The following is a 17,732-nucleotide window of genomic DNA, read 5'->3' as shown; positions in this document are numbered from 1 at the left end:
CCGACCGCGGGCCCTGGGGTCCGGGTGATGGTTCAGGTCAACGCGGCGGCCTCATCGCAGCCAGCCGCGCTCGGCCAGCGAGACGGGGCGGCCATCGCCGATCACAAAATGGTCGAGCAGGCGGATATCCACCAGTTCCAGGCCCTGCGACAGGCGCACGGTGACTGCGTGGTCGGCCTCGGACGGCTCCGGATTGCCGGAGGGGTGGTTGTGGCCGACGATCACCGCCGCAGCGTTGTGCAGCAGCGCCTTGCGCACCACTTCACGCGGATGGATATCGGCGCCGTCGATGGTGCCCGTGAACAGCTCTTCGAAGGCGATTGCGCGATGGCGATTGTCCAGGAACAGCGCCGCAAACACTTCGTACGGCCGCGCGCGCAGCCGCTGCGAAAAATAGTGGCCCACGCTGAGCGGGTCGCTGAGCACATCGCCGCGTTCCAGCTCGCTCATCAGGTGGCGATGCGCCAGCTCCATCGCGGCGCTGAGCTTGCACGCCGAGGCCGGGCCGAGCCCGGGCAGCCGCGCCAGGACCTTGGGCGGACGATCCAGCAGCGGGCGCAATGGGCCGTGGCGATCCAGCAGATCGCGCGCGGTCTGCACCGCATCCTGGCCGCGCAGCCCGGAGCCGACAAAGATCGCCAGCAGCTCGGCATCGGAAAGCGCAGTGGCACCGCGCGCCAGAAGTTTCTCGCGCGGACGTTCGTGGGTGGGCCAGTCGTGTATGTGCATATGGCGAGATTGCCGGTGCTCATCGCCGACGCCCATCAGGCCAAGCGGGGGCATCGGCTAATCTAGTTGTCCTTGTAACCGTAGGACGACCCCGACGTGATCGGCTCCACTCAGGCCCGCCCCCTGGACGGACAGCGTTTGCTGCTGTGCGTCGGCGGAGGCATCGCCGCTTACAAATCGCTTGAACTGGTCCGTCGCCTTCGCGACGCCGGCGCACAGGTGCAGGTCGCCATGACCGCCGGCGCACAACAGTTCGTGACCCCGCTGAGCTTTCAGGCGCTGTCCGGGCACCCGACCCGCACCACGCTGTGGGACAGCGCCGCCGAGCAGGCGATGGGGCATATCGAGCTTGCCCGCTGGGCCGACCGGGTGGTCGTGGCCCCGGCCACCGCCGACCTGCTGGCGCGCCTGGCGCACGGTCTGGCCGACGATCTGGTCACCACCCTGTGCCTGGCCACGACTGCGCCGCTGACCGTGGCCCCGGCCATGAACCATCGCATGTGGCTGCATGCGGCCACCCAGGCCAACGTGGCGACGTTGCGTGCGCGCGGCGTGGCCGTGGTGGGCCCGGACGACGGCCCGCTGGCCGAGGGCGAATCCGGCCCCGGCCGGCTGGCCGAGCCGGCGGCGATCATTGCCGCACTGGCGGGCGATGCCGCCACGCTCGCCGCCGCGCCCTCGGTCAGTGCTGCGCCGGCCTTCGTGCCCAGCAGCGCGCAACTGGAGGGCCTGCGCATCGTGATCAGCGCCGGCCCCACGTTCGAAGACCTCGATCCGGTGCGCTACGTCGGCAATCGCAGCAGCGGCAAGATGGGCTATGCCCTGGCCGCCGCCGCGGCCCGCCAGGGCGCCGAGGTGGTGCTGGTCAGCGGGCCGGTGCACCAGACCACGCCGGCCGGTGTGCAGCGCATCGACGTGCGCTCGGCCGCGCAGATGCGCGATGCGGTACTGGGTGCATTCCCGGCCGACATCTACATCGGCGCCGCCGCGGTGGCCGACTACACCCCCAAGCGGATGGTCGCGCAGAAGATCAAGAAGACCGGCGAAACCCTGACCCTGGAACTGGTGCGCACCCCGGACATCCTGTCCGAGGTGGCTGCGCAGACCGGTGCGCTCAAGCTGGTGGTCGGATTTGCGGCCGAAACGCACGACGTGGAGCACTACGCGCGTGGCAAGCTGGCAGCCAAGCGGCTGGATCTGATCATCGCCAACCAGGTGGGGATCGAAGGCGGCGGGTTCGAAAGCGACAACAATGCCGCCACCGCCTATTGGCAGGGGGGCGAGCGCGTGTTTCCCAGCAGCAGCAAGACCGAACTGGCCGACCAGTTGCTGGCCCTGATCGCGGAGAGGTTGCAGGCATGAGCATCCCGACCCAGTCCTTGCAGGTGAAGCTGCTCGACCCGCGCTTCGGCGATCTGTGGCCGCTGCCGGCCTACGCCACCGAAGCCAGCGCGGGCATGGACCTGCGCGCGGCCCTGGAAGCGCCGATGACGCTGGAGCCGGGCGATGCGGCGCTGATTCCCAGTGGCATCGCCATCCATCTGGCCGACCCCCAGGTGTGCGCGGTGATCCTGCCGCGCTCGGGGCTGGGCCACCGGCACGGCATCGTGCTGGGCAACGGCACCGGGCTCATCGATGCCGACTACCAGGGGCCGCTGCTGATCAGTACCTGGAATCGCGGCCGTGAGGCCTTCACCATCGAGCCGGGCGACCGGATTGCGCAATTGGTGATCCTTCCGATCGTGCGCGTGGGCTTGCAAGTGGTGGATACTTTCGTCGACAGCGCGCGGGGAGCGGGTGGATTCGGCCACACCGGCGTGCGCTGACGGGGGAGTCACATGAGCAAGGCGAACGAGCGCAGGCAGTCGATGTCCAGCGTGCGTACGAGTGGTCCGGTGCTGGGGGGCGTGCTGGTGCTGCTGGCGGCCTGGTTTGGCTGGAGCAGCTACACGCAATGGCGTGAGGATGCGATTGCGCACGACCTGGAACAGGCGCGCGATCGCGCCGTGCAGGGTGTCAGCCAGGCGATGTCTGCGCAGGCCAGCCAGCTCGACGCGGTGCTCAAACAGCCACCGGTGGCCGCTGCCTTGGCCAACGGCGATGCGCTGGCCGCCGCCTCGGCAATCCGCGAGCGCTTCAAGGGCGCCGAGGACGTGCAGGTGCTGCCCGGCGATCTGGCCGCCGCCTATGCCAATCCCAAGGACTTCGGCTATGCGCGACTGAGCCTGCTCGAATCGGCGCTGGTGGCCGAGCGTGCACAGGTCCATGTGGTGCGCGATGCCAGGCAGGTGCGTTTGGGCGTGGCCGCCGCAGTACGCCTGGGCGCGCAGCCGGCGGTGGCGTATGCCCGGCTGCCGCTGCTGCGCCTGACCGGCCCGCTGGATGCGATCGCGGTGCCCGGCAGTGCCTATCTGGCCTTGCGCCAGGGCAGCTACAACGTGGCCCAACAAGGCGACGTGGGCCTGGCCGATGCCGCCGAAACCCTAGCACGCCCGCTCGGCACCAGTGGCTTGCGCGTGGCCGCCGCGGTACCGCAGAGCGACAACGGCCCATTGGGTCTGGGCGCGCTGGGGTGCGCCATCGTGGCCGCCTTGCTGCTGGCCATCGCCGTGTTGCTGGTGCTGGCCAGCCGTGGCCGGGTGGCACTGCCACGGCGTCGCGTTGCCGGCGACACTGCGGCCGACGAACCCACCTTCAGCCAAAGCCTGCAGCACGACGCCAGCCTTGCCAGCGACGCGCGTGCGCTGGACCAGGCGGTATCGCCTGCACCGCCGCCGCTGTTGCCGGTGGTCCAGGTCGCCACCGAAATGTTCCGCGCCTACGACATCCGCGGGGTGGTCGGGAAGGAGCTCAATCCCGGAGTTGCGGCGCTGATCGGCCAGGCCATCGGCAGCGTGATGCAGGCGCAGGGGCTGCGCGATGTGGTGGTGGGCCGCGATGGGCGGTTGTCCGGGCCGGAGCTGACCACCGGCCTGATCGAAGGCCTGCGGCGTGCCGGCTGCAACGTGACCGACATCGGTCTGGCGCCCACGCCGGTGGTGTATTTCGGTGCCTATGAACTGCGCGCCGGCAGCTGCGTGGCGGTGACCGGCAGCCATAACCCGCCGGACTACAACGGCTTCAAGATCGTCATCGGAGGCGAGACGCTGTCCGGCGCGGCCATCACCGAACTGCATCAGCGCATCAACGAAGGCCGGCTGCATACCGCGGCCACGCCTGGCGATCTGGAGCAGCGCGACATCAGCGACGCCTACATCCAGCGCATTGCCGACGACGTGCAGCTCGACCGCCCGATCAAGGTGGTGGTGGACGCCGGCAATGGTGCGGCCGGCGACATCGCGCCACGCCTGCTGGAGGCCATCGGTGCCGAGGTCGTGCCGCTGTATTGCGACATCGACGGCACCTTCCCCAACCATCACCCCGACCCGAGCGAGCCGCACAATCTCGACGACCTGGTGAACATGGTGCAGCGCTTCGATGCGGACATCGGCGTGGCCTTCGACGGCGATGCCGACCGCCTGGGCGTGGTCACCAAGGAGGGCACTGTCGTGTTCCCGGACCGCTTGCTGATGCTGTTTGCCGCCGACGTGCTGCAGCGCAATCCCGGCGCGCTGGTCATCTACGACGTGAAGTGCACCGGCAAGCTGTCCGACTATGTGCTGCGCAACGGCGGCAGCCCGCTGATGTGGAAGACCGGGCATTCGCTGATCAAGTCCAAGATGCGCGAGACCGACGCCGAACTGGCCGGTGAGATGAGCGGGCACTTCTTCTTCAAGGAGCGCTGGTACGGATTCGACGACGGCATCTATGCCGCCGCACGCCTGCTGGAGATCCTGGCCCAGCGCGAGGAAACCCCGTCCGAGGTGCTGGACGCGCTGCCCGAGAGCGTGTCTACGCCGGAGATCAAGGTCCCGGTGGACGGCGATGCACATGCGCTGGTGGCACGGTTTGTGGAGCGTGCGCAGGCCGGCGAAGAGTCGCCGTTCGAATCGGCGCGCCTGTCCACGATAGACGGATTGCGCGCGGACTTCGTGGACGGCTGGGGCCTGGTGCGCGCCTCCAATACCACGCCGATCCTGGTGCTGCGTTTCGAGGCCGACAGCGAGGCCGCGCTGGAGCGCATCCGCGCGCTGTTCCGCAGCGAACTGCAGGCCCTGCTGCCGGAGCACCCACTGGCGTTCTGAACACCGCACGCTTGCGGCGCACCGCCCTGCCTCTAGAACGCCAGGGTGCGCGCGCCGACGCGGACATCGACCGCCTGCCTTGAGGGAGCGCACCGGCGTCGACGCGGTTCACCGCGTGCCACCTGTTGCCGCCAGCTGCGCTGGAGGGTGGGGCGCACCCAGTGGTGCAGCATCGCGCTGGTCGGGCAACCACACCGCATCCCAATACGGATACGCGCCGATCCGCTCGGCCAGGCCGGCGCGCAACGGCAAGGCCACCAGGCTGCGCGCAAAGTGGCGGTGGTCGGCCTGCGGCGCAAGCGCGGTCGCTTCGATGTCCGGCTGCCAGACCGTGCCGCCGCGCCCGCGCGCACGATTGACTGCATCGCCGGCGGCCTGTCGTGCAGCAAGCGCCAGCTGCAGCACGGTGGCCTTGCCCGGTGCCTGCACCAGGGCGCACCACCGTTGTGGCAGCAATACCCAGCACAGCAGCCGTGCGCCAGGCCACTGGCCCGGCAGGGCCAGACTGGCGGCTGCAGCACGCGCGCAGCGCCAGTCTGCAAACAAGGGCACACCCTGATGTGCATGCAGGCACAGCGACCAACACGCCGCAGTGGGCGCCGGCAGGGGCAGGGGAAAGTGGCGCGCGCTGGACATGCGCACAGCCTGCCGACAGGGTGATGGCGGCACTATCGGCCAGCTGCCTGCGCGCAGGTCGGTAAGCTTCGCGGCCTTGTGTACGACTCGGCTACCGAGCGCCGGCGCTCGCGCGTGACAACCCGCCATCACGGATCCATCCGATCGCCGCACAGTCGGCACACGCACCGGCCCGCGGCAGACGCCATGCGTCTGGTCTACGCGCCCGCATCACAGCACATGCCAAACGTCAGTCGCGCCCTTAGACGTCCATCAACCCCTGCTGCTTGGCGACGCCCATCCCGAGCGCACGGCCATTCCAGCGCCGTTCACCGCGCACGTCCCCAATCCCGGCAACACATCAATGCGCCGCGCGATCGCGCTTCCAGCCGCGATGCTTCACGTCCAGATACAGGCTGTAGAACGCGGTAAATGCCGGAAACAGGTTCTGCAGCACGCCTACCGAATCCTGCTTGGCCGAGAACACGAAGTAGCTCAGTGTCATCAGGCTGCCGACCACGCTCATGTACCAGAACAGGCGCGGGATCACCGGCTTGCCGGCGCGCTTGGAGGCCACGAACTGCACCAGCCAGCGGCCGCCGAACATCAGCGCGCCCACATAGCCGATCAGCTTCCAGCCGGTGACGTGGATGCCGGTCCAGTACAGCCAGGTCAGCTGTTGGTCGAGAAACGACGGTTCCATCAACGTTCCTCCACCACGGTGCGCTTGCTGCGGGTGATCAGCCACGCCACGCCGCGCAGGTCGCGGATACCCACCAGGGCGCGATTGAGGTTGTTGTACTTGGACACGCCGGCGGTGCGATGGCGGTGGTTCACCGGCACGCTCACCGTGCGCCAGCCGGCGCGCTGCATCAGGGCCGGCAGATAGCGGTGCATGTGGTCGAAATAGGGCAGGTCCAGAAACGCCTCGCGCTCGAACAGCTTGATGCCGCAGCCGGTGTCGGGCGTATTGTCCTGCAGCATGCGCGAGCGGATCGCATTGGCCCACTTGCTGGCCCAGCGCTTGGAGCCGGAGTCCTGCCGGTTGACCCGCCACCCGGCGAACAACTTGACCTGCGCCTGTGCCTGGCTGCGCGCGATCAGCAGCTTGGGGATGTCGGCCGGGTCGTTCTGGCCATCGCCGTCGAGCGTGGCGATCCAGCTGGCGCGCGCGGCCTTGACCCCGCTGCGCACGGCCGTGCTCTGGCCGCTCTGGGTCACGTGATGCAGCACGCGCAGCTCCGGCGTGGTGGCCTTCAGGCCTTGCAGCACCGCCAGGGTGTCGTCGCGCGAATGGTCGTCGACATAGACGATTTCGAAGGCCACCACCCCGCGCAAGGCGCGCGTGATTTCCTCGACCAGGGCCGCGACGTTGTCGCGCTCATTGAACACCGGGACGACGACGGAAAGCTGAGGTTGGCTCATGGATTCGTGGTGGCCGGATGAAGGCTGAGCGAAAAAGATCGCGCATTGTGCCCTGACTGTCTGAGTCAGGCATGAAGCAAGCACACCTCATGTGCCGGGCTGCGACCCGCAAGCGGCCTGTAGCGTGTGGTTGGGCGCGAGCAGAGACGGCAACGGCACGGGCGAATACCCGGATCTTGCCGTTTCAGCGCAGCCACGCCAGAGTCTTGCACCGCGATCTGCACTGCACGCTGCCCTGCGATGCAGCAGCGTTGTCAGCCGCTCTAAGCGCGCTCGCCGAAGTAGCTGCGGCACCAGTCCACCACCTGCGGCAATCCGTGTTCGACCGGCGTGGCCGGTTCGAAGCCGAACGCCGCCTGCGCGCGCCGGGTGTCGGCCATGGTGCGGATCATGTCGCCCGGCTGCATCGGCCGGTAGACCTTGTCGGCCGGCCGGCCGGCGGCCTGCGCAATCACGTCGATGAAATATTCCAGCTCCACCGGGGTGTGGTTGCCCAGGTTGAACACCCGGTGCGGTACCGGCTCGCTGCTCGGCGCGTCCAGCGCGCCGAGCACGCCGGCCACGATGTCGTCCACGAACGTGAAGTCGCGTTGCATCCTGCCGTGGTTGAACACCTCGATCGGGCGCCCGGCCAGCACCGCGCGGCTGAAAAGCAGCGGCGCCATGTCCGGCCGGCCCCACGGGCCATACACGGTGAAGAAGCGCAGCCCGGTCGCGCGCAGGCCGTACAACTGCGCGTAGGTGTAGCCCATCAATTCGTTGGCGGCCTTGGTCGCCGCATATAGCGAGCGTGGCTGGTCCACGCGCTGGTCTTCGGAGAACGGCGGCGTGGCCGAATCGCCGTACACCGAGCTGCTGGAGGCATATACCAGGTGCTGTACGCCGCGGTGCCGGCACAGCTCCAGCATGTTGACGAAGCCGGCCAGGTTGCTGTCGACGTAGGCATGCGGGTTTTCCAGCGAGTAGCGCACCCCGGCCTGCGCGGCCAGATGCACCACGCGGGTGGGCCGGATCTCGTCGAACAGCGCCGCCAGACCATCGCGGTCGGTCAGGTCCAGCGTGCGCAGATCGATGTCCGGGCACAACGCGGCAACCCGGTCGCGCTTGAGCTGCGGATCGTAGTAGCTGTTGTAGTTGTCCAGGCCCACCACCGTGTCGCCACGCGCGGCCAGCGCGCGGCAGGTGTAGGCACCGATGAAACCGGCGGCGCCGGTGACGAGGATGGTCATGGCTGTGATCCTGAAAAATGCGGAAACAAAAGGCCGTTGCGACTGATCTGCATGCGCCGGCCGCCACAGGCATGGCTGAATGCGGCGCCGGCGGGTTGATGCTGCTGACGCGTCTGCAGTGCGCAGCGCGCCAGTCTCGGCTCGCAGTGGGCGCGGCTCATGCGGTGCTCCAGGGAAGGACGGCAACGCGCCATGCGTGGTCGTTCACCGCAGGGCGAGCGGCGCTTCGCTGGCGAGCTTGGCCTTGCGTTCGGCGCTGAACTTCCACCACGGCTGCGCCGGCTCGCCTTCCATGAAACGCACGATCGACAGGAACACATCGATCACGCAGGGGTCGTGCAGCACGCCCGTGCGCAGGCAGAGCTGTGCATGCATGTCGTAGGCATCGCGGCCGCGCAGCTGCGCAGGCACGCGGATACCGATCAAGCGCAGGTCCTTTTCGCAGGCCGGCCCGACATTGGGCAGGTCGGTCAGCTGCAGCAGATGCTGGCGGTCCACCTTGGCGGGATTCATTGCCGACGAGGATCCTGTTGGATTGCGGCCGCGATCAGCCGCGCTGCGCGCGCAGGCGTTCCAGGACGCCTTCCAGGGTGTCCAGATCGGTGTAATGGATCACCAGCTTGCCCTTGCCGCCGCGGCCATGATTGAACACCACCTTGGTGCCCAGCGACTCGGACAGTTCGGTCTGCAGCGAGGCGATATCGGCCTGCGGTGCCGCAGCCACCGGCTTGCCCTTGCGCAGCGAACCGGGCACCTTGCCGGCGGCGAATTGCTGCGCACGGTGTTCGACCTCGCGCACCGACCAGCCCTGGTCGGCCGCTTCCTGTGCCAGCTTGCTGGCCAGCTCCGGTGCCAGCGTGAGCAGCGCCCGCGCATGGCCCATTTCCAGGCGGCGGGTTTCCAGCAGCACCCGGATCGCCACGGGCAATTCCAGCAACCGCAGCAGGTTGGACACCGAGGCCCGCGAGCGGCCCACCGCCGCGGCGGCCTCTGCATGGGTCAGCGAAAATTCGTCGATCAGCCGCTGCAGCGCCTGCGCTTCTTCCAGCGGGTTGAGATCCTCGCGCTGGATGTTTTCGATCAGCGCCATCGCGATGACGGTGCGGTCGTCCAGCTCGCGCACCACCACCGGCACCTCGGTCAGCCCGGCCAGCTGCGAGGCGCGCCAGCGGCGTTCGCCGGCCACGATCTCGAACTGCCCCGGCGCCAGCTCGCGCGCCACGATCGGCTGGATCACGCCCTGCGCCTTGATCGACTCCGCCAGCTCGGCGAGCTTGACCTCGTCCATCTCCTGGCGCGGCTGGTACTTGCCCGGTTGCAGCTGGCCTACCGGCAACTGGCGCAACGTGTCACCCGGCTGCAGCACGTCGTCGCTGGTGGCGCCGGGTGCCGTTGCCGCTGCTGCGCCCTTCGGTCCCAACAGCGCTTCCAGGCCACGGCCCAGGCCGCGCTTCTTCGCCAGAGGCGGCTTGCTCATCAGACGGTCTCCACGGGCCGGACGGCCTTGTTACGGTCGTTCTGGCGGCGCACGATTTCGCCGGCCAGCCCCAGGTAGGCCACGCCACCCCGGGAGCTGCGGTCGTAACCGACGATGCTCTGGCCATGGCTGGGCGCCTCGGCCAGGCGCACGTTGCGCGGCACGATGGTGCGGAACACCTTGTCGCCAAAATGCTCGGTCAGCTCCGCCGACACCGCATTGGCCAGGTTGTTGCGGATGTCGAACATCGTGCGCAGCACGCCTTCGATTTCCAGCGCCGGGTTGAGGTTGGCGCGCAGCGCTTCGATGGTTTCCAGCAGCGCGGTGAGCCCTTCCAGCGCGTAGTACTCGCACTGCATCGGCACGATGATCGAATCGGCCGCGGTCAGCGCGTTGAGCGTCAGCAGCGACAGCGCCGGCGGGCAGTCGATCAGGATGAAGTCGTACTCGTCGCGGATCGGCGCCAGCGCGCGCTTGAGCCGCTGTTCGCGCTCGCCCTGGTCCATCAGCTGGATCTCGGCGGCAGTCAGGTCGATGTTGCCCGGCAGCAGGTCGAAGCCTTCCGGCGCGGTGACCCGGATCTCGGCCGCGGTGTTTTCGCCCAGCAGCAGATCGCAGGTGGACGCGGCCACATCGCGCTTGTCGATGCCGCTGCCCATGGTGGCATTGCCCTGCGAGTCCAGATCCACCAGCAGCACACGCTTGGGGGCGCGCGCCAGGCCGGCCGCCAGATTGACTGCCGTCGTGGTCTTGCCGACGCCGCCCTTCTGGTTGGCAATGGCGATGATCCGGGCCATGCGGGAGAGCCTCGTGGGCAAGGAGTAAGACCGGCCATTATGCGGGCAGGGCGTCGGATCGGGAAATGCCGCCCGCCGCGGCCGTGCGCCTGGACGGGAATGACGGCCGCCGCTCAGCCGGCGGGCGGAGCGCCGCCGGGCGGTTCCTTCATGGCGCGGTAGCGCTGCAGGATGTCGGCGATCTCGCCGTCCAGCGCCACCCGTTGCTGCTCGAAGCTGGTCTGCAGGCGCAACTGCGCCATCAGCTCGCGATGGCGTTGCTGAATGTCGCCAGCCAGCTTGTCGGCCACGGCCTGGCCGGCCAGTTCGCGGTCGCCGGCCGTGCGCAGCATGCTGGCCAGCCCTTCGCGCAGGCTGGTCACATTGAAGCGCGCGGTATGGATGTTGTTATCGACGATGGCGATGCGCTCGTGGAAGACTCGGCGCAGGTCGTCTTCGCTTTGATACGACATCAGCATCGCCTGGTCGGTGCGCTGGCGCATCTGCTCGGCGGCCAGATCGGCCTGGCGTTGCTGCTCGCTGGCCGCAGCGGCCGCACGCTCGTCGCTGCTCATCGCCCGCTGCACCTCGGCGCTGCGCAGCCCGCTCTTGACGTTGAACTCGTCGCGCGCCTGGTTCACCGCCTCCGGTGGCAGCGTGTCGCTGCACACCCGGGCGCCGTTCTGGTTCCAGCAATACAGTTTCTTGGCCGTCGGCTTGTCCTGCGCCAGGCCAGGGGCCACGACGACGGCTGCCGCAACGGCAGCGAGCAATGCCAAACGTGTGTGTCTCGGCATCATCGCAGCCCCCTGTCGCCTGCCGTCAGCCTGTGGTGTCGGTTCCGTAGCGGCCACGATAGGCCAGCAGCGGTTCCCGGTAGCCAACAAGGTCGGCGTTTCCTTGCGCAAAAGCAAGCAGATCGGCAAGGTTGGCCACTGCGATCACCGGAATACCGGCCTCGGCCGCCACCGCCTGCGCCGCCGACCGGCGATCCTGCTCGGAGGCGATCTCCTGCCGGTCCAGCGCCACCACGATGCCCGACGGCGTACCGCCAGCGGCGCGGATGATGCCCAGGGCCTCGCGGATGGCGGTGCCGGCGGTGATCACGTCGTCCACGATCAGTACCTTGCGCCCGGCCAGCGGCGCGCCGATCAGGGTGCCGCCTTCGCCATGGTCCTTGGCCTCCTTGCGGTTGAACGCCAACGGCAGGTCACGCCCACGCCCGGCATAGGCACAGGCCAGTGCGGTGGCCAGCGGTATGCCCTTGTAGGCCGGGCCGAACAGCAGGTCGAACTCCACGCCGGCCGTATCGATCGCATCGGCGTAGCACTGCGCCAATTCCGCGGTCTTGACCCCGGAATCGAACCGCCCGGCATTGAAGAAGTACGGGCTGACGCGCCCGGACTTGAGCGTGAACTCGCCAAAGCGCAGGGCATCGGCGCCCAGGGCCAGCTGCAGGAAACGGGTGCGGTGGTTGGTCATTGGACGGGAATGGAGAATCGGGGATCGGGAATGGTAAACGCATCGCGCGCCGGCAGCCTTCCGCACGCGCCTGGGGTAGGCTTTACGACTCTCTATTCCCCGATTCCCCATTCCCGCCCATGCGCATCATCAGTTTCAACGCCAACGGCCTGCGCTCGGCCGCCAGCAAGGGGTTCTTCGACTGGTTCGCCACCCAGGATGCCGACGTGCTGTGCATCCAGGAAACCAAGGCGCAGGAGCACCAGCTGGCCGGGCCGGAATTCTTGCCGGCCGGCTACAAGGCCTGGTTTCGCGATGCCAGCACCAAGAAGGGCTATAGCGGCGTGGCGATCTATGCCAGGCGCGAACCCGACGAAGTGCGCACCGCCCTGGGCTGGCCCGAGTTCGACGAAGAAGGCCGGTACATCGAGGCGCGCTTCGGCAACCTCAGCGTGGTCTCTTTCTATATCCCGTCCGGCTCTTCGGGCGAGCTGCGCCAGGGCTACAAGTTCCAGGTGATGGAATGGCTGCGGCCGATCCTGGACGAGTGGCTGGCCAGCGGCCGCCAGTACGTGTTGTGCGGCGACTGGAACATCGTGCGTACTGCGCTGGACATCAAGAACTGGAAGTCCAACCAGAAGAATTCCGGCTGCCTGCCGCCCGAGCGCGACTGGCTCAACGGCCTGTGCGCCGACGCAGCAGACGACGCCAACCCCGCCGAAGGCCGCGGCTGGGTCGACAGCTACCGCGTCCTGCACCCGCAAGGCCAGGACTACACCTGGTGGAGCAACCGCGGCGCGGCGCGCGCCAACAACGTCGGTTGGCGCATCGATTACCAACTGGTCACCCCCGGCCTGCGCGAGACCCTGCAAGCCTGCTCGATCTATCGCGAAGAGCGCTTCTCCGACCACGCGCCTTACATCGTGGATTACGCGCTGTGAGTCAGCGCCCGCGGCTGGCTGAAGTGGGGCAACGCCACGGTGCCGGGGCGACCAGGCAGTCGGCTGCGCGCAGTCCGCAGGTATCCGCAACGAGAAACATCGCGCCGCTTGGGCGCCGCCGTTGCGCCGTGGGCCACGTTGCCCTCGCAGCTCCTCCGGTACCGAGCGCAATGTTCGCTTCCGCCAACGCGGCCCGCGCAGGTGCTGGCCACAATGGCGGCCTCGTCTCGTTCGCTTACCGCCTCCAGCGGCTGCACGCATGACCAAGCCTGCACAACGTTACGAAGGCCTACGCGGCATCCGACAGGCCTTCACCACGCCATCGGCGGCGACCATGGCGCTGCTCGGCTTCGGCAGCGGGCTGCCATTTTTGCTGATCGCCTCGCAGACCTTGTCGACCCGGCTGCGCGATGTCGGCCTGGACCTGGGCAGCATCGGGCTGATCAGCCTGGCCAGCTTTTTCTATCTGCTCAAGTTCCTCTGGGCGCCGCTGATCGACCGCTACGCGTTTCCGCTCACCGCCTTCCTGGGCCGGCGCCGGTCCTGGCTGCTGGTCGCGCAGATCGGCGTCACCATCGGCCTGGCCGCGCTGGCCTTCTCGCGTCCGGAGTTGAGCGTGACCGGCTTGGTGAGCTGGGTCCTGTTTGCCTCGTTCTGGGGCGCCACCCAGGATTCGGTGGTCGATGCCTATCGCATCGAGATCGCGCCGGAAACCGCCCAGGCGGCATTGGCGGCGACCTACACCTTGGGATATCGCGTGGGCCTGATCCTGGGCGGCGCCGGTGCGCTGTACATGGCCGAATATCTCGGCTGGACCTGGGCCTATGTGGGCATGTCGGCGCTGATGCTGCTGCCGATCATCACGACCCTGGTCTGCCGTGAGCCGGACCGGCCGGACACCACGGTGGTGCGCCGCGTCGATGTCGCCGGCGCATTCTGGCAACCCATTTCGAGTTTCTTTTCCAGCAATGGTCTGGCACTGGCGATCGTGCTGTTGCTGTTTGTCGGCCTGTACAAGTTCCCCGACCAGGTGATCGGGGTCATGGCCGGGCCGTTCTATCTGGACTCCGGCTACACCAAGGCCGACATCGCCACCGTCTCCAAACTCTTCGGCGTCTGGGTCGGGATCGTCGGCGCCTTTGCCGGCGGTGCGGCGGTGGCCGCATACGGCTTCCGGCGGATGTTGCTGGTGGCCACCCTGGGCGTGGCGTTGTCCAACCTGGCCTTCCTGCTGATGGCTCACAACCCCGGCAAGCTGTGGGCGTTCTATGCCGCGCTCAGTGCCGACAACCTGTTCCAGGGATTCGCCGGTACCGTGCTGGTGGCCTTCATGTCATCGCTGACCAATCGCAATTTCACCGCCACCCAGTACGCCTTGCTGGTGTCGCTGGCCAATCTGCCGGGCAAGTTTGCCGGCGGCGTTTCCGGCTTTCTGGTGCAGTCGACCTCCTACAGCACCTTCTTCATCCTCAGCGCCCTCACCGTGATTCCAACCCTGGCACTGCTGGCCTGGCTATGGCCGCGCCTGTTGGCCCACGACCGCCGACCGGATTGAAACGTCCGCCAAGGTTGCCGATGATGCCGGCGGGGCAATCCATCGCACGAGGAAGGGCATGACCGATCTGGTGTTGCGTGACATCGACCCGCTGCTGGTGGACCGCATCCGTCGCATTTCCGTCGCACGTGGCTGGACCCAGCACCAGACCGTCATGCATCTGCTCGAACAAGGCCTGTTCGCCAGCGAATATGAAGTCACTGGTGGCCTGCAGCACCCGGAAGTCGACGCCCTGGCCGAAGCGATTGCCGCACTCAAGGCGCTGCCGGCGGGCAACAACCCCTGACAACGGATGCCGGTGGTGCTGGCGCGGACCATACGGCGCCGACCCGGAAGACGAACGATCGGCGATAGCGCTGACAAGGAGCCTGCCTCCCGGCCGCTCGCGCAGTTCACGCAGCCAGACGGACAGACCATCGCCAGCGGCTTGCCGCGTCAGCCGGATTCCTGTCCAGCGGCAGCGTCGGTCGACAAACCGGGCATGCACCTGCGCAAGCAGCCACCACCGTCAAAGCGGCGCGGCCGTTCGGCCCGCTGTTGCGCTTACGCCGGATAGATCGCCCCCAGCAGCCGTGGCCCCGCCGCCCCGGTGACCGACGGAAGGTTCGCCGGGCGTCCGGCCAGCAGTTCGGCCGCCAGCCAGGCAAAGCCCATCGCTTCCAGATAGTCCGGATCCAGCCCGTGCCGCGCGCTGGATTCCACCACTACGCCCGGCAAGCGGGCTGCCAGGCGGGCCATCAATACCGGGTTGCGTACGCCGCCGCCGCACACCAGCACGCGCCGGGTCTGCGGCTGCAGCCGCAGCAAGGCCTCGGCCACTGTAGCCGCCGTGAGTTCCAGCAAGGTCGCCTGCACATCTGCCGCCTGCAGCGCTGTGCCGCCAATCGCCTCTTGTACCCAGGCCAGATGAAACTGCTCGCGTCCGGTGCTCTTTGGCGGTGCCAACGCAAACCATGGGTCGGCCAGCAGCGCCTGCAGCAGGACCGAATCGACGTGGCCACTGGCAGCAAACAGGCCATTGGCATCGAAGGCCGTGCCGCGGTGCTGCTGACACCAGCTGTCCAGCAACGCATTGGCCGGGCCGGTGTCGAAGCCCCGTACCGCGCCATCGCGCGGAATCAGCGTCAGGTTGCCGATGCCGCCCAGGTTCAGCACCGCGCGATCCTCATCGCCCGCACCCAGCATGGCAAGGTGAAAGGCCGGCATCAGCGGCGCGCCCTGGCCACCGGCAGCGACATCGCGGCGGCGGAAATCGGCCACCGTGGTCAGGCCGGTATGCTCGGCAATCCGGCTGGCATCGCCGATCTGCCAGGTAAAGGCCGGCGCGCTCGTCGGCCGATGGCGGATGGTCTGCCCATGCGAGCCGATCGCGCGAATATGCTGCCGCGCAACGCCGCTCTCTGCGATCAACCGGTTGGCGGCGTCCGCAAAGGCCAGACCGACCTGCGCATCCAGTTCCCCCAATGCATCGATGGCCACCGTCTCGGCGCCCTGGCCCAGTGCGATCAGGGCATCGCGCAGCGGCGGCGCCCATGGCACGGTCGTGCCCGCAACCAGTTCGCAGCGGCGGTGGCTGTCATCGGCAAAACGCACCAGGGCCGCATCGATGCCATCGGCGCTGGTGCCCGACATCAGGCCAAGATAGAGCGGAGAGTCAACGCGTTCCAGGACAGACATGCCGAAGCCAGAGATGCACGGTCGGCCAGCTTGTGCAGCCGGGCCAGGTCCGTCAACCGGTCTTGCACGCGACGCTGATGCGCGATACCCGCATCGCCACCGGACCTCACCTCGGGACGCGTGCCGCCAGGACCACGGCGGCGCGGAGTTTCCCCCCCGCAGATCTCAGGCCTCTGCGGCCATCGCACCTAGGCAGCGGCGGAGGGTGGTGAGACCAGTGCAGGGTGTGGGAGCTACTGGCGCTTACAACACGCAGCAGACCACAGCGGTGGCTGCAGACGGATCAGCCACGCAGCGTGGCTGCATACAGTGGTCTGTGTTCTGCGCGGCCCGCGCGGCGCCACCGTTGCAGCAACTGCCGCAGTCACCTGGCCGCAGCCGCTCAACCGCGCGACTTGCCCTTGGCTGGCTTGGCGGCGTCGGCATAGATCAACTTTTCCATGCCTTCGATACGCGCCAGGGCCGGCGCCGTCTGCGCCCGGAAGGCCGCGAGCTCGGCACCTTGCAGCGGCTCCGGCGGCGGCATCGTCACTGACATCGGGTTGCGTTGCTGCCCGGCCACGCGGAATTCGTAATGCAGATGCGGGCCGGTCGCCAGGCCGGTCATGCCGACATAGCCGATCACCGTGCCCTGGTTGATGCGCTGGCCGGCCTTGATCTTGCCGAAGCGCGACATGTGCCCATACAGCGTGCTGTAGTTCTTGCCGTGATCCAGGATCACCACATTGCCGTAGCCGCGCTGGGTGCCGACAAACACCACCCGCGCATCGCCGGCCGCCATGATCGGCGTGCCCGAAGCGGCCGCATAGTCCACGCCCTTGTGCATGCGCATGGTGCCCAGCACCGGGTGCTTGCGCGCACCGAAGGTGGAGCTGATCCGGCTATAGGCCACCGGCATGCGGATGAAGCTCTTCTTCAAGGGCCGGCCGGTGATGTCGTAATACTCGGCCGGCTTGCCGGCGCGCTCGAAGCGGAAGCCGGTGTACGTCTTGCCACCGGTGGTGAAGGTCGCCGCCAGGATGTCGCCGGTACTGATCCGCTCGCCCTCGCGCCAGGTCTCGTCCATCACCACACTGAAACGGTCGCCCGGCTGCAGGTCTTTATCGAAGTCGATGTCGTACTTGAAGATTTCATCGGTCATGACCGCCACCGCCGCCGGCGACAGCCCGGATTTCCCGGCAGAGGCATACAGCGAGCTGCTGATCTCCCCGCTGGCCACCACCGTGCGCGTCGTGGTCGCCCGCTCGGTCACATTTTCGCGAACGCTGTCACCCAGCAGGCGCAGTTCTACCCGGTGGCTGTCATCGCGATCGAAGCGCAGCGCCCGCAGCTGGCCGGGTGTCGGCATGTCAAACGCAATTTCAGCACCGGGACGCAGCTTGGTCAGCGCCTCCTTGGTGCCCGGATGCGCCAGTACCTGGTACATCACCGCCGTCGGAATCCCCAGCTCGCCGAACAAGGTGCTCAGCGTCTGGCCCGACTTGACCTGCAGAATCTCCCAATCGGTGCTTGGCGCCAGTTGCTTGCGGCTGGGCACCAGCGGCGGCAACGGCAATGCCAGCGTCGAATGACTGGAAAGTGGCGTATCGATGGCGTTGGAAAAGCCCGGCACAATGGTGGCCACCAACGCACCGATGGTGGCGAACAGGCTGGCGTGGATCCA

The 17,732-nt window shown here is 67.8% G+C and carries 18 protein-coding genes (1 of these 18 cut by a window edge); 6 read left to right on the top strand and 12 right to left on the bottom strand.

Annotated elements, in window-relative coordinates; translation table 11 throughout:
* Positions 1 to 51 precede the first annotated feature (51 nt).
* Complete coding sequence (gene radC / locus RZV17_RS18350; RefSeq protein ID WP_355609492.1) at positions 52 to 765, bottom strand: DNA repair protein RadC; 714 nt, start codon at positions 763 to 765, stop codon at positions 52 to 54.
* Positions 766 to 825: 60 nt separating this feature from the next.
* Here radC and coaBC point away from each other — a divergent pair, with 60 nt between their 5' ends.
* Genes coaBC through RZV17_RS18335 form a run of 3 tightly spaced genes read left to right on the top strand, consistent with a single transcriptional unit; the run spans position 826 to position 4,913 of the window.
* Positions 826 to 2,091, top strand: coding sequence for a bifunctional phosphopantothenoylcysteine decarboxylase/phosphopantothenate--cysteine ligase CoaBC (coaBC, locus tag RZV17_RS18345; protein ID WP_355605518.1), 1,266 nt, complete (start codon positions 826 to 828; stop codon positions 2,089 to 2,091).
* A complete protein-coding gene (gene dut / locus RZV17_RS18340) occupies positions 2,088 to 2,555 on the top strand; it encodes a dUTP diphosphatase (protein ID WP_039411114.1) in 468 nt (155 codons plus the stop codon). Before coaBC ends, dut begins: the two co-directional genes overlap by 4 nt.
* Positions 2,556 to 2,567: 12 nt before the next feature.
* On the top strand, positions 2,568 to 4,913 hold the full coding sequence (locus RZV17_RS18335) for a phosphomannomutase/phosphoglucomutase (RefSeq protein ID WP_166750682.1): 2,346 nt from the start codon (positions 2,568 to 2,570) through the stop codon (positions 4,911 to 4,913).
* Positions 4,914 to 5,021: 108 nt separating this feature from the next.
* Here RZV17_RS18335 and RZV17_RS18330 read toward each other — a convergent pair whose 3' ends face one another.
* The 9 genes from RZV17_RS18330 to pyrE form a co-directional block, all read right to left on the bottom strand.
* Positions 5,022 to 5,549, bottom strand: coding sequence for a hypothetical protein (locus RZV17_RS18330; protein ID WP_355605515.1), 528 nt, complete (start codon positions 5,547 to 5,549; stop codon positions 5,022 to 5,024).
* 340 nt (positions 5,550 to 5,889) lie between these two features.
* Entirely contained in the window at positions 5,890 to 6,231 is a 342-nt protein-coding gene (locus tag RZV17_RS18325) for a lipid-A-disaccharide synthase N-terminal domain-containing protein (RefSeq protein WP_039411109.1), read from the bottom strand.
* Positions 6,231 to 6,953 (bottom strand): glycosyltransferase family 2 protein, encoded by a 723-nt coding sequence (locus tag RZV17_RS18320; protein WP_166744870.1) that lies wholly within the window; start codon positions 6,951 to 6,953, stop codon positions 6,231 to 6,233. The genes RZV17_RS18325 and RZV17_RS18320 overlap by 1 nt, the downstream gene beginning before the upstream one ends.
* Positions 6,954 to 7,216: 263 nt before the next feature.
* On the bottom strand, positions 7,217 to 8,182 hold the full coding sequence (locus RZV17_RS18315) for an SDR family NAD(P)-dependent oxidoreductase (RefSeq protein ID WP_355605512.1): 966 nt from the start codon (positions 8,180 to 8,182) through the stop codon (positions 7,217 to 7,219).
* A gap of 204 nt (positions 8,183 to 8,386) precedes the next feature.
* Positions 8,387 to 8,695 carry a helix-hairpin-helix domain-containing protein gene (locus tag RZV17_RS18310; RefSeq protein WP_039413399.1) on the bottom strand — a complete coding sequence of 103 codons (309 nt, stop codon included), beginning with the start codon at positions 8,693 to 8,695 and terminating at the stop codon, positions 8,387 to 8,389.
* 34 nt (positions 8,696 to 8,729) lie between these two features.
* Positions 8,730 to 9,659, bottom strand: coding sequence for a ParB/RepB/Spo0J family partition protein (locus RZV17_RS18305; protein ID WP_039413397.1), 930 nt, complete (start codon positions 9,657 to 9,659; stop codon positions 8,730 to 8,732).
* Positions 9,659 to 10,456 (bottom strand): ParA family protein, encoded by a 798-nt coding sequence (locus RZV17_RS18300; RefSeq protein ID WP_039413394.1) that lies wholly within the window; start codon positions 10,454 to 10,456, stop codon positions 9,659 to 9,661. Before RZV17_RS18300 ends, RZV17_RS18305 begins: the two co-directional genes overlap by 1 nt.
* Before the next feature lie 113 nt (positions 10,457 to 10,569).
* The gene (locus tag RZV17_RS18295; RefSeq protein WP_104581169.1) at positions 10,570 to 11,235 is read right to left on the bottom strand and encodes a hypothetical protein; all 666 of its coding nucleotides are present in this window, start codon (positions 11,233 to 11,235) and stop codon (positions 10,570 to 10,572) included.
* 22 nt (positions 11,236 to 11,257) lie between these two features.
* Positions 11,258 to 11,917 carry an orotate phosphoribosyltransferase gene (gene pyrE, locus RZV17_RS18290; protein WP_166744869.1) on the bottom strand — a complete coding sequence of 220 codons (660 nt, stop codon included), beginning with the start codon at positions 11,915 to 11,917 and terminating at the stop codon, positions 11,258 to 11,260.
* Positions 11,918 to 12,036: 119 nt separating this feature from the next.
* Between pyrE and RZV17_RS18285 the strand changes: the two genes are divergently transcribed.
* The 3 genes from RZV17_RS18285 to RZV17_RS18275 all read left to right on the top strand — a co-directional run bounded on the left by RZV17_RS18285 (position 12,037) and on the right by RZV17_RS18275 (position 14,678).
* Positions 12,037 to 12,837 carry an exodeoxyribonuclease III gene (locus RZV17_RS18285; RefSeq protein WP_355605508.1) on the top strand — a complete coding sequence of 267 codons (801 nt, stop codon included), beginning with the start codon at positions 12,037 to 12,039 and terminating at the stop codon, positions 12,835 to 12,837.
* A 259-nt stretch (positions 12,838 to 13,096) separates the two neighbouring features.
* Positions 13,097 to 14,392, top strand: a complete 1,296-nt coding sequence (locus RZV17_RS18280; RefSeq protein ID WP_179456625.1) for an MFS transporter — start codon at positions 13,097 to 13,099, stop codon at positions 14,390 to 14,392.
* 58 nt (positions 14,393 to 14,450) lie between these two features.
* On the top strand, positions 14,451 to 14,678 hold the full coding sequence (locus RZV17_RS18275; protein WP_047692723.1) for a hypothetical protein: 228 nt from the start codon (positions 14,451 to 14,453) through the stop codon (positions 14,676 to 14,678).
* A 257-nt stretch (positions 14,679 to 14,935) separates the two neighbouring features.
* On the opposite strand, the gene RZV17_RS18270 is transcribed toward RZV17_RS18275, so the two are convergent.
* Positions 14,936 to 16,069 carry an anhydro-N-acetylmuramic acid kinase gene (locus tag RZV17_RS18270; protein WP_355605505.1) on the bottom strand — a complete coding sequence of 378 codons (1,134 nt, stop codon included), beginning with the start codon at positions 16,067 to 16,069 and terminating at the stop codon, positions 14,936 to 14,938.
* Between the two features lie 382 nt (positions 16,070 to 16,451).
* Positions 16,452 to 17,732 carry the 3' portion of a M23 family metallopeptidase gene (locus RZV17_RS18265; RefSeq protein WP_166750675.1) on the bottom strand. Its footprint extends 138 nt past the window's final position, so only the last 1,281 of its 1,419 coding nucleotides appear in the window; its start codon lies off the right edge, out of view; it ends in the stop codon at positions 16,452 to 16,454.

The sequence above is a fragment of the Xanthomonas cannabis genome, from assembly GCF_040616535.1.
In the GTDB taxonomy this organism is placed as follows: Bacteria; Pseudomonadota; Gammaproteobacteria; order Xanthomonadales; family Xanthomonadaceae; genus Xanthomonas; species Xanthomonas cannabis.
This window is presented reverse-complemented; position numbering and strand designations above follow the sequence as displayed.